This window comes from Alistipes sp. AM16-43 (assembly GCF_003435745.1).
In the GTDB taxonomy this organism is placed as follows: domain Bacteria; phylum Bacteroidota; class Bacteroidia; order Bacteroidales; family Rikenellaceae; genus Alistipes; species Alistipes onderdonkii.
The window spans coordinates 273,689-289,784 of the sequence record NZ_QTUQ01000004.1; the positions used below are offsets into that span (position 1 = coordinate 273,689).

The 16,096-nt window shown below is 60.1% G+C and carries 13 protein-coding genes; 12 read left to right on the forward strand and 1 reads right to left on the reverse strand.

Features of this window, described 5'->3' with window-relative positions; translation table 11 throughout:
• The first annotated feature begins 5 nt into the window (after window positions 1-5).
• From DW189_RS09645 to DW189_RS09670, 6 genes are read left to right on the forward strand one after another with little or no spacing between them, the layout of a single operon-like run.
• Entirely contained in the window at window positions 6-815 is an 810-nt protein-coding gene (locus DW189_RS09645; RefSeq protein ID WP_117507816.1) for a TolC family protein, read from the forward strand.
• A gap of 3 nt (window positions 816-818) precedes the next feature.
• Entirely contained in the window at window positions 819-3,026 is a 2,208-nt protein-coding gene (locus tag DW189_RS09650) for a GumC family protein (RefSeq protein ID WP_117507818.1), read from the forward strand.
• 13 nt (window positions 3,027-3,039) lie between these two features.
• Entirely contained in the window at window positions 3,040-4,545 is a 1,506-nt protein-coding gene (locus DW189_RS09655) for an O-antigen ligase family protein (RefSeq protein WP_117507820.1), read from the forward strand.
• Between the two features lies 1 nt (window position 4,546).
• Window positions 4,547-5,437, forward strand: a complete 891-nt coding sequence (locus DW189_RS09660) for a glycosyltransferase family 2 protein (protein WP_117507822.1) — start codon at window positions 4,547-4,549, stop codon at window positions 5,435-5,437.
• Entirely contained in the window at window positions 5,434-6,636 is a 1,203-nt protein-coding gene (locus DW189_RS09665) for a glycosyltransferase (RefSeq protein ID WP_117507824.1), read from the forward strand. The genes DW189_RS09660 and DW189_RS09665 overlap by 4 nt, the downstream gene beginning before the upstream one ends.
• Window positions 6,633-7,751, forward strand: coding sequence for a glycosyltransferase family 4 protein (locus DW189_RS09670; protein ID WP_117507826.1), 1,119 nt, complete (start codon window positions 6,633-6,635; stop codon window positions 7,749-7,751). The genes DW189_RS09665 and DW189_RS09670 overlap by 4 nt, the downstream gene beginning before the upstream one ends.
• Window positions 7,752-7,929: 178 nt before the next feature.
• On the opposite strand, the gene DW189_RS09675 is transcribed toward DW189_RS09670, so the two are convergent.
• Window positions 7,930-9,177 carry an LruC domain-containing protein gene (locus tag DW189_RS09675; protein ID WP_117507828.1) on the reverse strand — a complete coding sequence of 416 codons (1,248 nt, stop codon included), beginning with the start codon at window positions 9,175-9,177 and terminating at the stop codon, window positions 7,930-7,932.
• A gap of 226 nt (window positions 9,178-9,403) precedes the next feature.
• Here DW189_RS09675 and DW189_RS09680 point away from each other — a divergent pair, with 226 nt between their 5' ends.
• The 6 genes from DW189_RS09680 to DW189_RS09705 are packed head-to-tail and all read left to right on the forward strand — an operon-like array spanning window position 9,404 to window position 15,948.
• Window positions 9,404-10,018, forward strand: a complete 615-nt coding sequence (locus DW189_RS09680; RefSeq protein ID WP_022332625.1) for an acyltransferase — start codon at window positions 9,404-9,406, stop codon at window positions 10,016-10,018.
• Window positions 10,011-10,955: a glycosyltransferase family 2 protein gene (locus DW189_RS09685; protein WP_162508133.1), complete on the forward strand. Its 945-nt coding sequence runs from the start codon at window positions 10,011-10,013 to the stop codon at window positions 10,953-10,955. Before DW189_RS09680 ends, DW189_RS09685 begins: the two co-directional genes overlap by 8 nt.
• Entirely contained in the window at window positions 10,952-12,406 is a 1,455-nt protein-coding gene (locus DW189_RS09690) for a lipopolysaccharide biosynthesis protein (protein WP_117507832.1), read from the forward strand. The genes DW189_RS09685 and DW189_RS09690 overlap by 4 nt, the downstream gene beginning before the upstream one ends.
• Before the next feature lie 4 nt (window positions 12,407-12,410).
• Window positions 12,411-13,538: a glycosyltransferase family 1 protein gene (locus DW189_RS09695; protein ID WP_117507834.1), complete on the forward strand. Its 1,128-nt coding sequence runs from the start codon at window positions 12,411-12,413 to the stop codon at window positions 13,536-13,538.
• Entirely contained in the window at window positions 13,535-14,707 is a 1,173-nt protein-coding gene (locus DW189_RS09700; RefSeq protein WP_117507836.1) for a glycosyltransferase family 2 protein, read from the forward strand. Before DW189_RS09695 ends, DW189_RS09700 begins: the two co-directional genes overlap by 4 nt.
• Before the next feature lie 59 nt (window positions 14,708-14,766).
• Window positions 14,767-15,948 carry a hybrid sensor histidine kinase/response regulator gene (locus DW189_RS09705; protein ID WP_117507838.1) on the forward strand — a complete coding sequence of 394 codons (1,182 nt, stop codon included), beginning with the start codon at window positions 14,767-14,769 and terminating at the stop codon, window positions 15,946-15,948.
• Window positions 15,949-16,096 lie beyond the last annotated feature (148 nt).

The window sequence follows — 16,096 nt, forward strand, 5'->3', positions numbered from 1 at the left end:
AACATATGAAAAGGGCCGTCTTAACACTCTGGCTGCTGCTGGCTGCCGCCGCCGTTACGGCGCAAAGCGAGCCTACGCCTCCCGAATTCGAGTACAGCGACCTGCAACGGCTTACCCCGGAAGACTATATCGACATGCAGCTTCCCCCGCTCCACGTACTGATGGAGAATGCGCGCCACGCACCGCAGGTCGGCTATTACGAGTCGAACCGCGAGATCGAGGAGCGCGAACTGAAAACCGTGCGCCGCAACTGGATGCGCAATTTCAAGCTCAACGCCAACTACAACTACGGGTCGTCGGACATCTACAACCAGAATTATCAGGACAGCAACATCCCGATATGGACGACGACCACGACCGGGCGCGAGCAAAGCTGGTGGAACGTCGGGGCATCGTTTTCGATCCCGCTCGACGAGATTTTCAACCGCCGCAACAAGATCAAGCAGCAGAAGAAGCGTATCGAGAACACCCAGTACGACCTCGACCGCTGGTACGACGAGTTGCGCATGAAGATCATCGACGCCTACACCACGGCCGTCGAGCAGCTCTCGATCCTGCGGAGCGCCGCCGAAGCCAAGATCACGTCCGAGGCACAATACCGCATGACCGAAGTGGACTTCGTCAAAGGCAAGCTCGACGCGCAGACTCTGAGCCGCCAGAAGAGCCTCGAAAACTCGGCGACCCGCGAATACGAGCAGGTGCGGCGCAACCTCAACGACGCCCTGCTGCGGCTCGAGATACTCACGCACACGCCGATCATCAACAAACCCATATCAATGCCCGGGGTGTCGAAAGAAGCGCCCGAAACCGAATAGCATATGAATTACATCGCCTATACCGCGCGGTTTCTTTACCGCATCAAGTGGTGGCTGATACTCTGTCCGCTGCTGGTCGCGCTGCTCGTCTACCTGAAGATGGGTACCAAGCCGCGCAACTATAAATCCACGACGACGATCTACACGGGCATCGTCTCGGGATACGACATCACGACCACCGAAGGCTCGCGCCAGGACTGGAACGTCATCAACAACGCGATGGACAACCTGATCAACATCATCCTGTCGCAGTCCACGCTCAAGAACGTCTCGCTGCGCCTCTACGCACAGGGGCTTACGCATCTCGACCCGGACAACGACAACCAGTACCTCTCGGCACGTACTTCACGGTACCTGCTGAGCAAAACCCCGCCGGACGTCATGGAGCTCGTCGACCACACTTCGGAAAAGAACACCTACGAGAACCTGCGCAAATACGAAGAGATAGACCATAACAACCACGTCTACGGCATGTTCCACTGGAGCCCTCCGTATTACAGCTACCAGGCGCTGAGCCAGATCAAGGTCAAGAGGCTGGCCAACAGCGACATGCTGGAAATCAGCTACGAGAACGACGACCCGTATATCGTCTACAACACGCTGATTATCCTCAACGACGAATTCGTCAAGCAGTACCGCGACCTGCGGTTCGGCGAGACGAACAACGTCATCGCCTATTTCGAATCCGAGCTGGAGCGGGTGGGCAACAACCTGCGCAACCTGGAGGATTCGCTGCGCGACTACAACGTCCAGCACCGTGTCATCAACTACGACGAGCAGACCAAGCACATCGCCGCCCTCTCGCGCGACTACGAATTGCGCTACGAGGAGATCCTGCTGAACTTCGAGAGCGCCGAGAAACTGCGTGCCTCGATCGAGGGGCAGCTCGAAGGGTTGCAGGAGACTTTCCGCAACAACGCCGAGTTCATCGAGAAACTCCATAAGATCGGGAGCATCTATTCGCGCCTGTCGGCCGCCGAGGCCTTCCAGCCCGAAACCGACGGCACGGAAGGTATTTCCGACCGGACGGCCATGCCCGCCAGCCGCAACGACACGGGGCAGTTACGCAGGAAACTGAGCGAGGAGACCCGCAGCCTGCAGGAGCTCACCACGAACATCGCCAACCAACAATATACGAAGGAGGGACTTTCGGCCAATACGATCGTGACGGAGTGGCTCGCCGCCGTACTGCTGGCCGAGAAATCCCGCGCCGAACTGGCGGTGATGAAGCTCCGCAAACAGGAACTCGACCAGAAATATACGCAGTTCTCGCCCGTGGGCTCGACCCTCAAACGCAAGGGGCGCGAAATCAACTTCTCGGAACAGTCCTACCTCTCGATCCTCACGGCGCTCAACACGGCCCGCCTGCGGCAGAAGAACCTGCAGATGACCTCGGCAACGCTGAAGATCATCAACGCCCCGGTGCTTCCCCTGGAGGCGGAACCGAGCAAACGCAAGATGATGGTCGCCGCGGCAGGCCTCGCCACGCTCCTGTTCGTACTGGGATTCTTCATCCTGCTCGAACTGCTCGACCGCACGCTGCGTGACAAAGTCCGCGCCGAGCGCATCACCAAGGGGCGGGTCATCGGGGCCTTTCCCGGCAAAGCCTATTTCGGACAGCGGAGGTTCACCAAGCAATACCGTGAGATCGCATCCCGCTACATCGGCAATGCGGCGGTCAACTATTTCGACCCGGCCAAACAGCCCAACGTGCTCAATATCCTGAGTACCGAACGCGGGGACGGCAAGAGCCTGATCGCCGAACACCTGGCGGCATTCTTCCGCGAAGCGGACATGAAAGTCCGCATCGTTTCGTGGAACAAGGATTTCGACATCGAACGCAAGGAGTACCTGCTGGCCGAGAAACTCGGGGATTTCGTGCGCGACACCCCGGGCGAAGTTCCCCTCACCGAGGCCGACGTGGTGCTGGTGGAATACCCGCCCTTCGCCACGAGCTCCGTACCGAAGGAATTGCTGCGCCATGCGGCGCTGAGCATCGTCATCGCCCCGGCGAACCGCACGTGGAAAGATACCGACCAACTGCTTTTCGAAAAGGCAGAAAAACTCTCGGGGCGCACCCCCGTCGTACTCTGCCTCAACTGCGCGGGCCGCGACGTGGTGCAAACCTTCACGGGCCTGATGCCTCCGTACAGCCGCCTCCGCAGGTTGGGGTATCAGATCAGCCAGTTCGGGTTCACGGCCGTCAAATAAACAGCGACACGTCATGGAACGCTACGGCAGCATAACCACCCCGGTCAGCGTGCCCCGGCTCATCGTCGGGGCAATGCTGGCCGCCGGTGTGGCCGCGCTCATCCTGGCGTTCACCCAATACGGGTTGCTTGCCGGACTGGCCGTCTCGGCGATTCCGGCGGCGCTGTGTATACTGTGGGTCACGCTGCGCAACCCCGCCATATCGATGCTCGGGCTGTTCGTGGTCAACTATTTCATCATGACGCTCACGCGTTATGCCTACGACCTGCCGTTCGGGATGATCCTCGACGCACTGATCTTCTACAACTTCCTGATAATAACGCTGCAAGCCCTGATGCGCCCCATCGAATGGAAGCGAGCCAGCTCGGGACTGACCGTTGTGGCGGCGATCTGGATGGCCTACTGCATCCTCGAAATAGTGAACCCGGAGTCGGTCTCGGTCGCGGGATGGTTCTCATCGGTGCGGTCGATCGCGTTTTATTTCTTCTTTATCGTCGTGCTCACGCAGCTCACGATGACCGAGTACAAATACCTGAAATACATGCTCGCCGTATGGTCGGTGCTGACGCTGATCGCCGTCGGAAAGGCCTGCATACAAAAATTCTTCGGCTTCAACGCTGCGGAGAACTACTGGCTGTTCGTGCTGGGCGGCCGTTCGACACACATCATCCACAGCGGCGTGCGCTACTTCTCGTTCTTCAGCGACGCGGCCAATTTCGGCGGCTCGATGGGGCTGTCGATGGTCGTGTTCTCGATTTCGGCGCTCTATTACCGCAACTCGTGGATGAAGCTCTACCTGCTGCTCGTGGCGGCCGCGGCATGCTACGGCATGCTGATCTCGGGAACCCGCAGCGCACTGGCCGTACCGTTCGTGGGCTACTCGGCCTTCATCATGATGTCCCGCAATATCAAAATGATCGGCGCGGGTATTTTCCTGGTCATCGCAGCCTTCGTCTTCCTGAAATTCACCACTATCGGGCAGGGGAACAGCATTATCCGGCGTGCCCGCAGCGCCTTCAATACAAACGACCCCTCGTTCCAGGTGCGCCTGGCAAACCAGGCCAAACTGCGCGAGCTGATGGCAGACAAGCCTTTCGGCGCCGGACTGGGGCACGGTGGCGGCAAAGCCAAGACCTTTGCCCCGGACGCCCCGCTGTCGCAGATCCCGACCGACTCGTGGTTCGTGATGGTCTGGGTCGAAACGGGCGTCGTCGGCATCCTGCTGCACATCGGCATCCTGCTCTACATACTGGCGCGTGGCGCCTACCTGGTGGTCTTCAAACTGCGGAACACCCAGCTGAGGGGATTCACGGCGGCGCTTACGGCGGGAATCTCGGGTATCGTGGTCATGGCCTATGCCAATGAAATTCTGGGACAGATCCCCACGGGCGCCATCCTCTACATGAGTATGGGTTTCATCTTCCTCGCGCCGCGTTTCGACCGCGAACTGGCGCGCAAGGAGATACTGGACAGGGCGATGTCCGCACAACGGCCACACGCAAGGGAAAATTACGAATAGCATGAAACCGCTGATTTCGGTCATATCGGTCAACTACAATGGCTACGCGCTTACCTGTGCCATGGTCGAATCGCTGCGGCGGCACGTCACCGCGCCGCTGGAGATCATCGTGGTGGACAACGGCTCCGCCCGCGACGAGGCGGCCATGCTGCGCGAACGCTACCCGGGGATCAAGGCACTGCGCAGCGAGCGCAACCTGGGATTCGCCGGAGGCAACAACCTGGGGTTCGCAGCCGCGGCAGGCGATTACCTGCTGCTGCTCAACAACGACACCGAGGTCGAAGACGACACGCTGCACTACCTCTGCGAAACCCTGGCGGGCAACCCTGCGATCGGCGCCGTATGCCCGAAGATCCGGTTTTTTGCTCCCCCGCGACATATCCAGTTCGCCGGATATACGCCCCTGACGCACGTCACGCTGCGTAACGCGCTCATCGGCTTCGGGATGCCCGACGACGGGTCGTTCGACACGCCGCGCGATACGCCCTACGCCCACGGCGCGGCGATGATGGTACGGCGCGAAGTACCCGCAAAAGCCGGAACGATGCCCGACATCTATTTCCTCTACTACGAAGAACTCGACTGGTCGGTGCGTATCCGTGAACAGGGCTGGCAAATAGCCTACGACCCCCGTTGCACGGTATTCCACAAAGAGAGCGCGACCACCGGGCAGGAAAGCCCCCTGAGGAGTTACTACCTGACCCGCAACCGGTTGCTGTTCGCATGGCGGAACCTGCACGGCACCGCCCGGATGCTTTCCGTCGCCTACCAGCTCTGCATCGCCGTCCCCAAAAACATCGCCGCGGCGCTGGCACGCGGGCGCGGCGACCTGGCAAAGGCCGTACTGCGCGGTGCCGGGGGCTTCTTCACCCTGAAAAACAAAACGGCATGACGCTACTGCTCGACATCCTCGACTGGACATTCGTCTTCGTACTGGGACTCCCGGTGCTCTACCTCTTCGTCTTTGCGGCCGCCTCGACGCGCGCACGCAAGGACACCTATCCCCCGGCACGGCGGCAACGCCGGTTCGTGACGCTGATCCCGGCCTACAAAAGCGACGCGGTGATCGTCCATGCAGCGCAGTCTGCGCTGCAACAAGACTATCCGCAGGAACTGCACGAGGTAGTCGTCATCGCCGACCGACTGCAACCGGCCACGCTCGCCCAATTGCGCCGGATGCCGATCCGCGTACTGGAAGTCTCCTTCGAAAACAGCTCCAAGGCTAAGGCGCTCAACTTCGCCGTAGGGGAAATCGGCCCGGACGGCGCGGAGGCCGTGGCCATACTCGACGCCGACAACCTGGCGGGCAGGGAATTCATCGCCCGCATGAACGACGCCCTCGACAGCGGCATCCAGGCCGTGCAGGCACACCGCACGGCCAAAAACCGCGACACGGACACTGCCATACTCGATGCGGCGAGCGAGGAGATCAACAACTCGATTTTCCGTCGCGGGCATGTGGCGCTGGGATTCTCTTCGGCGCTGATCGGCTCGGGCATGGCCTTCGATTACAAATGGTTCCGCGACAATATCGCCCGCTGCACCACTTCGGGCGAGGACAAGGAGCTCGAAGCGCTGCTGCTGAGGCAGGGCATCTACATCGACTACCTGGACGACGTGCGCGTGCTGGACGAGAAGGTACAGGGCGAAGGTGCCTACTACAACCAGCGGCGGCGCTGGATAGCGGCACAGTTCTACGCCCTTTCATCGGCCGTAAGGCAGCTTCCGGGCGCAATCCTCTCGGGGAATACGGATTACTGCGACAAGCTGCTGCAATGGTGCCTGCCGCCGCGCATCCTGCTGCTGGGGCTGGTGCCCCTGTGGGCCGTCGTGATGACGGTATGCGCACCCATGGGTTCGATAAAATGGTGGGTGGCCGTCCTGCTGCTGCTCCTGGCCATGGCGATGGCGCTGCCCGACGAGCAGGCCGACGCCCGGCTGGGACACGCCCTTAGGCGAATGCCCGTCCTGTTCCTGCTGACGCTGGCTAACCTCTTCCGGCTGCGGGGCACCAAAGACAAATTCATCCACACCGAACATACCGGGGCCGGAAACAAAGCCCCCGGAAACAATACCGGAAACCGACCATGAAAATTGCGATCGAGGCACAGCGCATCTTCCGCCCCAACAAACACGGCATGGACTTCGTGGCGCTCGAAACCATCCGCTGCCTGCAACGGCTCGACACGAAGAACGAATACTTCATCTTCACGGGCGAAGGCGAAGACCGTTGCCTGGAGGAGAGCCCCAACATGCACATCACGACGCTCCGCTGCCCGAGCTACCCGCTGTGGGAACAGTGGGCGCTGCCGCGCGCCGTGGCCCGTGTGAAGCCCGACCTGCTGCACTGCACGAGCAACACGGCACCCGTATGGGGAAAGGCCCCGCTGGTCCTGACGCTCCACGACATCATCTTCCTCGAGGAACAGGCCGCCCGCAACAAATCGCTCTACCAGTTGCTGGGGCGCATCTACCGCCGCCTGGTAGTGCCGCGCATCCTGCCCAGATGCCGAATGGTCATCACCGTCTCGCAATTCGAGTGCGACCGCATCCGCACCGCACTGAACTTCGACCCCGAACGCATCATGGCCATCCACAACGGCTACAACGACCGGTTCCGCCCGATGGAAGGCACGGCGGAAACCGTCCGCAAATACCTGCAAGACCCCGAATTCCTCTTTTTCCTGGGCAATACCGACCCCAAAAAGAACACGCCCGGCACGCTGAAGGCTTATGCCGAATACGTACGGCGCTCCGAAAAGCCGCTGCCGCTGCTGGTCGCAGACCTCGGGGAACAACCCGCAGAGGCGATCCTGCGCGAGATCGGCGAACCCCGACTGCGCGGAATGCTCCGCCTGGCGGGATATATCCCCAACAGCGACCTGCCGGCCATCTACAACGAAGCTTCGGCATTCCTCTACACCTCGCTGCGCGAGAGTTTCGGCATCCCCCAGCTCGAAGCGATGGCCTGCGGCACGCCCGTGGTGACATCCGCGGCCTCGGCGATCCCCGAGGTGGCGGGCCAAGGCGCCATCCTCGTCGACCCTACCGACCCGACGGCGATCGCCGATGCCCTGCTGCGGCTCGAAACCGACGCAGCGTTCCGCGCAAGGCAAGTCGCCTACGGCCTCGAACGGGTGAAACGTTTCTCGTGGGAAAAGACCGCCCGGCATTTGCTGACACTCTACGAATCGCTCGGGAAGTAACCCGGACACAGCGCAAACGATTGAAAAAACCCGTCGTCCGGAAGCGGACAACGGAAACATCGCAAGTCCTTCCGACACTCCGGGAGCCCGCACATCGGCGGGACAGGACTCCGGCGACGAAAAGAGGGTGCCCGCACTTGCGGACACCCTTCTATTCAGAAAGTTCCTTGCTACCTGTTTATTTCTTCCTCACCAGGTATTGCTCGACCCCGTGCAAATACCAATCCTGCGATTTTGCACCGCCCGACTGCGCCCAATCGGCCATCTCGGGATAAGCCTTCAGGAAATCCACCTTCTCATAGGGATGCCGGATATCATGGGGAATATTGAGCGCCCATACCAGCCTGTCGTTCGAATAATAATAATCGCCGGCCTTGTCGGTAGCAGCACTCCCGGCTTTCAGGAAAGCGTAATCAGGTTCGGCATCGGGAGTCGGCTCGAATCCGCCCATATGAATCTCGATGTTGTTGCCGTCACGTTCGCGGCTGAGGAAGAAATCGAACGTGTCGAAAGCCACATCCCCGATAGCGATCGAATTACGGAACTCGACAAAGAACGAGGCATTGACCAACTGAGCTTCCGTCATTTCGAACCCTTCCTCGGTATTTACATAAGCGGCGCCGGACTGCCGGTTAGGATTGGTGCGGATATTCTCGAAGCGCAGGACGGCAGGGTCTTTCACGTAGTTCGCCGAATTGAGCGCCACAAGCCGGGCATTGCCGGTATTATACATTTCGACGGGCTCGATCCCGTCGATCTCACCGCCTTTCACACCTTTCATCGCAAGGCAAAGGTCATAGGGCAAAGACCCGCCGACCGCTTTCACACGAACGCCGATATGCATGCCCCAAACCTTGTTCTTGTTGTTCATATGGAGCTGCACCTTATAATTAATGACGAAATCGTTGAAATCGAAATCACCGTACGACGGCCACAAATCCTCGAAAAGAAGCGTTCCCCAACCGCTTGCAGGCATATAAATCACATCGCCGATCGTGGTGTTCTTGTCCCCGTCCTCGATGCCCGTATAATCCTTCCCGTTCGAAGCGAGCGCATACGATACGGCCGAACCGGCCACAGGAACGGCCTCTTGCGGCGACAAGCCGTTTTCAGTTTCATAACTTACGTAAAGCGTCTTGGCCGTGACAGGCAGATCCAGCTTCACGGCATCGGCACCGTCGCCTACCATGAACGAAGCGAAAGGCTCAGCGCCGCGTTGCGCAGCCACATGCACACGCGAAAGGTGCGGTGCGGTGAACTCGCAGGCCACAGGAGCCGTCGTTTTCCAATCGAACGATGCGGGAACGGACATATCCACGACCCGCTCGACATCTTCGGGAATGCCATTCGGATTCGAAGGAACCTTTTCCACACATCCGCCCAGCAACAAGGCGAACATAGCCGTAAAGAGGGATAGGTTTTTCATAATCAACGTAATTTTCAAACGTAATTAACACCCGGATCCGGATGTAATTTAAAACTGCACAAATGTAAACATTTTAATTCTATTTTATATCAAAAAAGCCCGAAATATTTTCAGCCCCGCATTCTTCCGCCGCAAAACGCCCTTTTTGCACCGAAAAAACACCCGGAATGGCAAATCCCGCAAAGTTTGCTTATATTTGCATACTGACGCATATGGATACAACAAGATGATCGACCGAATCAAAAATAATCCCCGGCTCAAACAATTCGTCATCGGGCTGATTTCGCCGCACAAGCACCCCCGGCCCCGTCTTTGGGTGCGCTGGTTCGTGAACCCTTTTGTTCACAAAAAAGGCCGCGGTGCGCTTATCCGCCGCCACGCGCGGCTCGACGTTTTCCCCTGGCGGCGCTTCGAAGTGGGACGCGACGCCCTGATCGAGGATTATGCGGTCGTCAATAACGGTGCGGGAGACGTGGTGATCGGCGACCAGGCGCGCATCGGCATCGGATCGGTGATCATCGGCCCCGTGCGCCTGGGCGACCGGGCCGGACTGGGCCAGCATGTCTTCATCTCGGGGTTCAACCACGGTTATGCCGACGGGACACGAGACTCGAATGCACAGGAACTCGTGCGTAAAGAGGTGACGATCGGACGTGAATCGCATATCGGCGCCAATTCGGTGGTCGTGGCGGGCGTCACGATCGGCGAACGCTGCCAGATCGGCGCCGGGAGCGTCGTCACCAAGGACATCCCTTCGTACAGCGTCGCCGTAGGCAACCCGGCGCGCGTAATCAAGCGTTATGACGCCGCACGCGCAAAATGGATACGTGTCGATGAATAACCCGAAAGTCAGCGTCGTCATTCCCGTATACAATACGGAGGCCTATGTCGAACAGACCCTGCGTTCGATCATGGGACAGACCCTGCGCGACATCGAACTCATCGTCATCAACGACGGCTCGACGGACGGCAGCCTGTCCGCACTCGAACTCATAGCCACCGGAGACCGCCGCATCCGGCTCTACACCCAGCCCAACAAAGGGCTTTCTGAGACCCGCAACGCAGGGATCGACCGTGCCCGGGGCGAATTCATCTACTTCATGGACAGCGACGACCTGCTGGAACCCGACGCCCTCGAACGCTGCTACGAACGCTGCCAGTCAGACCGGCTCGATTTCGTGTTCTTCGACGCCGAAAGCTTCGGGGCGGCGGCCTCCGACGCCGCATGGTTCGACTACCGGCGTGCAAAATATTTCGGAACGGAGGTCTGCGACGGCACCGCCCTGCTGCGCCGGATGCTCGCACTGCACTGCTACCGGGCTTCGGCCTGCCTGAGTTTCATCCGCACCACCTACCTGCGCGGACTGGGACTGCGTTTCTACCCGGGGATACTCCACGAAGACGAACTCTTCACCCCGCAACTCTACCTCGGGGCGTCGCGTGCAGGCGGAATCGAGCGCTCGTTCTTCAAGCGGCGCGTACACGGCGATTCGATCATGGGACGCGGCTTCTCGCGCCGTAACCTCGAAGGCTACACTACCGTCCTGCGCGAATTGAACCGCTTTGCCGCGCAGCGCGACGCCTGCCAGCGGCAACTCGTACGCACACTGACGACCCAGATACTGCGCCCCGTGATGTGCAACGCCTGGGCACTTCCGGCCGGGGCACGCTGGAAACTGGCCTGGGATGCCCTGCGGCACTACCCGGGCAGCATCGACGGCCGCGCCCTGGCGACGCTGCTGTTCAAGAAACCGCTAAAAAAAGAAAACGGGAAATGAGTGTCAGGCGGGAATTGGCTTCGGGCGTATTCTACACCTCGATCGCAAAGTACGCGGGCATCGTCGTAACGCTCGTGGTGACGGGTATCCTTTCGCGCCTGTTCACCCCCGAGCAGTTCGGCGTGGTGAACATCGCCACGGTAGTGATCGCCTTCTTTGCCATCTTCAGCGATCTGGGCATCGGCCCGGCCGTCATCCAGCACAAAAACCTCGACAGGCACGACCTGGGCGGGATATTCTCGCTCTCGGTATGGTCGGGGGCAGTCATGGCGCTGCTGTTTTTCGCAGCAGCCGGCACGATCGCCTCTCTCTACGGCGATTCGCAGGTGCTGCGCAACGTCCTGCGCATCCTCGCGCTGAACCTCTTTTTCGCCGCGGCCAACATCGTCCCCAATGCCCTTATCCTGAAGGAGAAACGCTTCCGGTTCGCCGCCATGCGGTCGCTCACGGTGCAAATTGCAGGGGGCACGGCCGCCATCGCCGCAGCCTATGCCGGGGCAGGAATCTACGCGTTGACGATCAACCCGGTGTTTTCGAGCCTGATGCTCCTGGCGATAAACTACCGCCAGAACCCGCTGCCGCTGCGCCTGCGCCCGGGACGCAAGGCGCTGGGCAAAGTATTCTCGTTCTCGGCCTACCAGTTCTCGTTCCAGTTGATAAACTATTTCAGCCGCAACCTCGACAAGCTGCTCATGGGACGTTACATGAGCCTCTCGCAACTGGGTTATTACGACAAGTCGTACCGGCTGATGATGCTCCCGCTGCAAAACATCGCCTATGTCATATCGCCCGTCATGCACCCCATCTTTTCGGAGATGCAGCACGACCTGAAACAATTGGGCGCCTCCTACCTGAAAGTCGTCCGGCTGCTGGCGTTCATAGGGCTGCCGCTCTCGGCCGTGCTCTTCTTCACGGCACAGGAGCTGGTGCTCATCATCTTCGGCGACCAGTGGGAGCCGTCCGTCCCGGTGTTCCGGATACTGGCGCTCTCGGTCGGCATCCAGATCGTGATGTCCACCTCGGGCTCGATCTTCCAGGCCGCCAACGCCACGCGGATGCTCTTCCTCTGCGGCGTATTCTCGGCGGCGCTCAACGTCGCGGCGATCTGCACCGGCATCTTCGCATTCGGCACGACCGAAGCCGTGGCCTGGTGCATCTGCGCCTCGTTCGCCGTCAACTTCGTGCAATGTTACCACGCGTTGTTCTGCCTCACGCTGCGCACGGGATGGCACCGGTTCTGGCGGAATTTCCTCTCGCCGCTTCTGCTCACGGCACTCGTCGGCCTGCCCCTGGCAGCAGTCGGATGGCTTCTCCCGCCGATGCCGCTCGTGGCGTCGCTCACCCTCAAGGGGACGGCGGCACTCGGCGTATGGCTCCTTTATGTGCACCTGAGCGGCGAATACGACCTGAAAGGGCTCGCAGGACGGCTCCTGGCCCGCAAAAAACGATAACAGCATGAAAGGACTATTTGTCGTCTTCCACGGGTTTTCGGCCCACAGCGGCATCAGCAAGAAAATTTTTGCCCAATGCGACGCACTGCGGCGCAACGGTGCCGACATCGAGTTGTGCCACATCGAGATAGCACCCGACGGCACGCAGCACCGGATGGTCGGCGGGCAGGCGATCCGCACCTTCGGCAAGGGATTGCGGGCCAAGCTCGAAAAAAGGGTCTCGCTGAGCGACATCACGCGCTACATCCGCCACGAAGGGGTGGAGTTCCTCTACATCCGCCACGACCACAACGCCAGCCCGGTGCTGATCCACTGGCTGCGCAAGGTCAAAAAACTCGGCGTGCGGATCGCGCTTGAAATCCCGACCTACCCTTACGACGCCGAATTCGCGCAGTCGCCCGCGGTGCGGAAGCTCAAACTGCGCATCGACCGCATGTTCCGCTGCCGCATGGCCCGCTACATCGACCGCATCATCACCTTCTCCGACGATACGGAAATATTCGGTCGCCCGACGATCCGTATATCCAACGGCATCGACTTCCGGAGTATCCCGCTCAAAACCCAGATACACGGGGATCACCACAACTTACGGCTGCTGGCCGTGGCGAACATCCATTTCTGGCACGGTCTCGACCGCGTGATCGAAGGACTGCGGGACTATTACGCCGCCCCGCACCAGTGCATCGTCCGCCTGCGCATCGCGGGCGACGGCGTGGAAACGCTCATCGCAGAGTACCGCCACATGATCGACGCATACTCCCTGGCAGAGTATGCCGAGGTCATCGGCCCCCGTTCGGGCGCGGCGCTCGACGCCGAATTCGAGTGGTGCGACATGGGCATCGCCAGCCTCGGGCGCCACCGCAACGGCATCACCGGTATCAAGACGCTCAAAAACCGCGAATACGCCGCACGCGGCATCCCGTTCGTATACTCGGAACGGGACAGCGACTTCGACGGCATGGGCTACGTGATGAAAGCCCCGGCCGACGACACGCCCCTCGACATCGCGGCGCTCGTGCGTTTTTACGACGGGCTGCACCTCACACCCGCCCAAATCCGCGGCACGATCGAGGGACACCTCTCGTGGGACAACCAGATGAAACAGGTATTAACCGAACTTTTCGAAGCATGACAACCGTAGCGATACTCTTCTGGGCGGGGGTATTCCTCGTCTTCTACACCTACCTCGGATACGGCATCCTGCTGTGGCTGCTGGTGAAGATCCGCGAAGCCGTGCACCCGGCACGGCGGTACGCCTTTCCTGCCGACCCGCCCGAGGTGACGCTGCTCATCGCCGCCTACAACGAACAGGAGGTCGTGGCGGAAAAGATGGCCAACTGCCGGGCGCTGGATTATCCGGCCGGAAAGCTCCGCGTGACGTGGATCACCGACGGCTCGACCGACCGCACCGTCGAATTGCTCGCCGCCTACCCCGAGGTGACGGTGCTGCACAACCCGCGCCGGGGCGGCAAGACCGCGGCGATGAACCGGGCGCTGGGAATCATCCGCACGCCGCTGGTCGTATTCACCGATGCCAATACGATGCTCAACCCCGAAGCCGTGACGCAGATCGTCCGCTGCTTCGAAGACCCCGCAGTGGGGTGCGTGGCCGGCGAAAAACGCGTCGCCGGGACAGGGAATACGGGCGCCGCCGCAACGGAAGGCGTCTACTGGAAATACGAGTCGAAGCTCAAGGAGCTGGATCACCGCCTCTACTCGGCGGTGGGGGCAGCGGGGGAGTTGTTCGCTGTGCGGCGCGAACTGTGGCAGACGCTGAGGGAGGATACGCTGCTCGACGATTTCGTCTGCTCGATGCTGATCGCGGCACAGGGATACAGGATCGCCTACTGCAAGGAAGCCTATGCGCTGGAGAGCCCTTCGGCCGACATGGGCGAAGAAGGCAAACGCAAGAAGCGCATCGCGGCGGGCGGGCTGCAATCGGTATGGCGGCTGCGCAAGCTGCTCAATCCGTTCCGTTACGGGGTGCTGTGGTTCCAGTACGTATCGCACCGCGCGCTGCGCTGGACGCTGACCCCCGTAGTGCTTGTCGCACTGCTGCCGCTCAACGTCGCGCTGCTGTGGTCGGGCCATCCGGCGCTCTATGCCGCGATCCTCGCCCTGCAATGCGCATTCTACCTGGCCGCCCTCACGGGATGGGCGCTGGAGCGCAGCGGGCACCGCAACAGGCTGCTCTTCATCCCCTACTATTTTCTCTTCATGAACCTCAATGTTTTCCGCGGGGCATCGTACCTGGCGACCCACCGCGGAAAGGGTGCCTGGGAGAAAGCCCGCAGAGCCTGACCGATTTTTGAACGGAACCTGAAATATTATGCTATATTTGCATGTCTAAACCTCTCCTCATGAAAAACATCGCCATAAATCCCGAGGACTACACGATCCTGGCCGTCGACGACATTGCCACCAACATCATGCTGCTGAAAGCCGTGCTGAGCCGTGCCAAATACAAGATCGTCACGGCATCGGGAGGTAACGAGGCACTCGAAAAGGCCGCGACGGAGCTCCCCGACCTGATCCTGCTGGACATCATGATGCCCGACATGGACGGCTACGAGGTAATCAGGCACCTGAAGGCAGACCCCGCATTGCAGGACATCCCGGTGATTTTTCTCACGGCGCTGCACAACCCCGAAGACATCGTCAAGGGGTTCAAGCTGGGAGCCAGCGACTACGTCTCCAAGCCGTTCAACCACGAGGAGCTGATCACCCGCGTATCGCACCACATCTATCTGGCGGCGGCGCAGCGCACGATCATGCAGCAGCGCGACGAATTGCAGGCCACGGTCGACGCCCGCGACAAGATGTACTCGGTAATAGCCCACGACCTGCGGTCGCCGATCGGCACGTTGAAGATGGTTTTCAACATGCTCTCGATAAACCTTACGCAGCAACAGATAGGCGAAGACAACATGGAGATGATCACGATGGGCAACAACATCACCGAGAGCACCTTCATGCTGCTGGACAACCTGCTCAAATGGACGAAGAGCCAGATCGGACGCATGAACACGGTGTTCCAGGAGGTCGACATTTCGGAGGTCGTGGTTTTCGCCAGCAAGATGTCCGACCTCGTGGCACAGGTCAAGAACATCGCCGTCGAATACGACATCCCCGGCCCGATTACCGTCCCGTGCGACGTAGACATGGTGAAAACGATCATGCGCAACCTGATGTCGAACGCCATCAAGTACAGCAACGAAGGCGGACGGATCGTCATCAGCGTGCGGGAAACCCCCACCCATGCCGTAATAAGCGTACGCGACTTCGGCACGGGTATCAGCGAGGAAAACCTGCCCAAACTGCTCAACCCCGAAATACACTACACCACCTACGGCACCAAGAACGAAGAGGGATCGGGGCTGGGCCTGCAGCTCGTGCAAGACCTCACGCGCCGCAACGGCGGGGAGCTGACCATCGAATCGACACTGGGCGAAGGCTCCACGTTTACGTTCACCATCGCCAAGGTGCAACCTAAGTCCGAGACCGTAGAAGACTCGGAGGGGGGGGGGATTGCGCGTCCCTGAGCGATAAATGGTTCGATAGTCTGACCGCATTTTTCCGCGTGGAAAAGGCGGAAGAGACGATATCTCCGTAAAATCCGGGCGGACACGCACAGATAGTTCCCCGAAAAGGTCGCCATGAGCGATCTTTTTGTTATATTGCAGGATAAAA

Coding starts and splice junctions, on each gene's coding strand:
- DW189_RS09690 (WP_117507832.1), top strand. CDS start 10,952: ATGAGTGTCAGGCGGGAATTGGCTTCGGGCGTATTCTACACCTCGATC.
- DW189_RS09650 (WP_117507818.1), top strand. CDS start 819: ATGAATTACATCGCCTATACCGCGCGGTTTCTTTACCGCATCAAGTGG.
- DW189_RS09655 (WP_117507820.1), top strand. CDS start 3,040: ATGGAACGCTACGGCAGCATAACCACCCCGGTCAGCGTGCCCCGGCTC.
- DW189_RS09670 (WP_117507826.1), top strand. CDS start 6,633: ATGAAAATTGCGATCGAGGCACAGCGCATCTTCCGCCCCAACAAACAC.
- DW189_RS09705 (WP_117507838.1), top strand. CDS start 14,767: ATGAAAAACATCGCCATAAATCCCGAGGACTACACGATCCTGGCCGTC.
- DW189_RS09675 (WP_117507828.1), bottom strand. CDS start 9,177: ATGAAAAACCTATCCCTCTTTACGGCTATGTTCGCCTTGTTGCTGGGC.
- DW189_RS09700 (WP_117507836.1), top strand. CDS start 13,535: ATGACAACCGTAGCGATACTCTTCTGGGCGGGGGTATTCCTCGTCTTC.
- DW189_RS09645 (WP_117507816.1), top strand. CDS start 6: ATGAAAAGGGCCGTCTTAACACTCTGGCTGCTGCTGGCTGCCGCCGCC.
- DW189_RS09665 (WP_117507824.1), top strand. CDS start 5,434: ATGACGCTACTGCTCGACATCCTCGACTGGACATTCGTCTTCGTACTG.
- DW189_RS09695 (WP_117507834.1), top strand. CDS start 12,411: ATGAAAGGACTATTTGTCGTCTTCCACGGGTTTTCGGCCCACAGCGGC.
- DW189_RS09685 (WP_162508133.1), top strand. CDS start 10,011: ATGAATAACCCGAAAGTCAGCGTCGTCATTCCCGTATACAATACGGAG.
- DW189_RS09680 (WP_022332625.1), top strand. CDS start 9,404: ATGATCGACCGAATCAAAAATAATCCCCGGCTCAAACAATTCGTCATC.
- DW189_RS09660 (WP_117507822.1), top strand. CDS start 4,547: ATGAAACCGCTGATTTCGGTCATATCGGTCAACTACAATGGCTACGCG.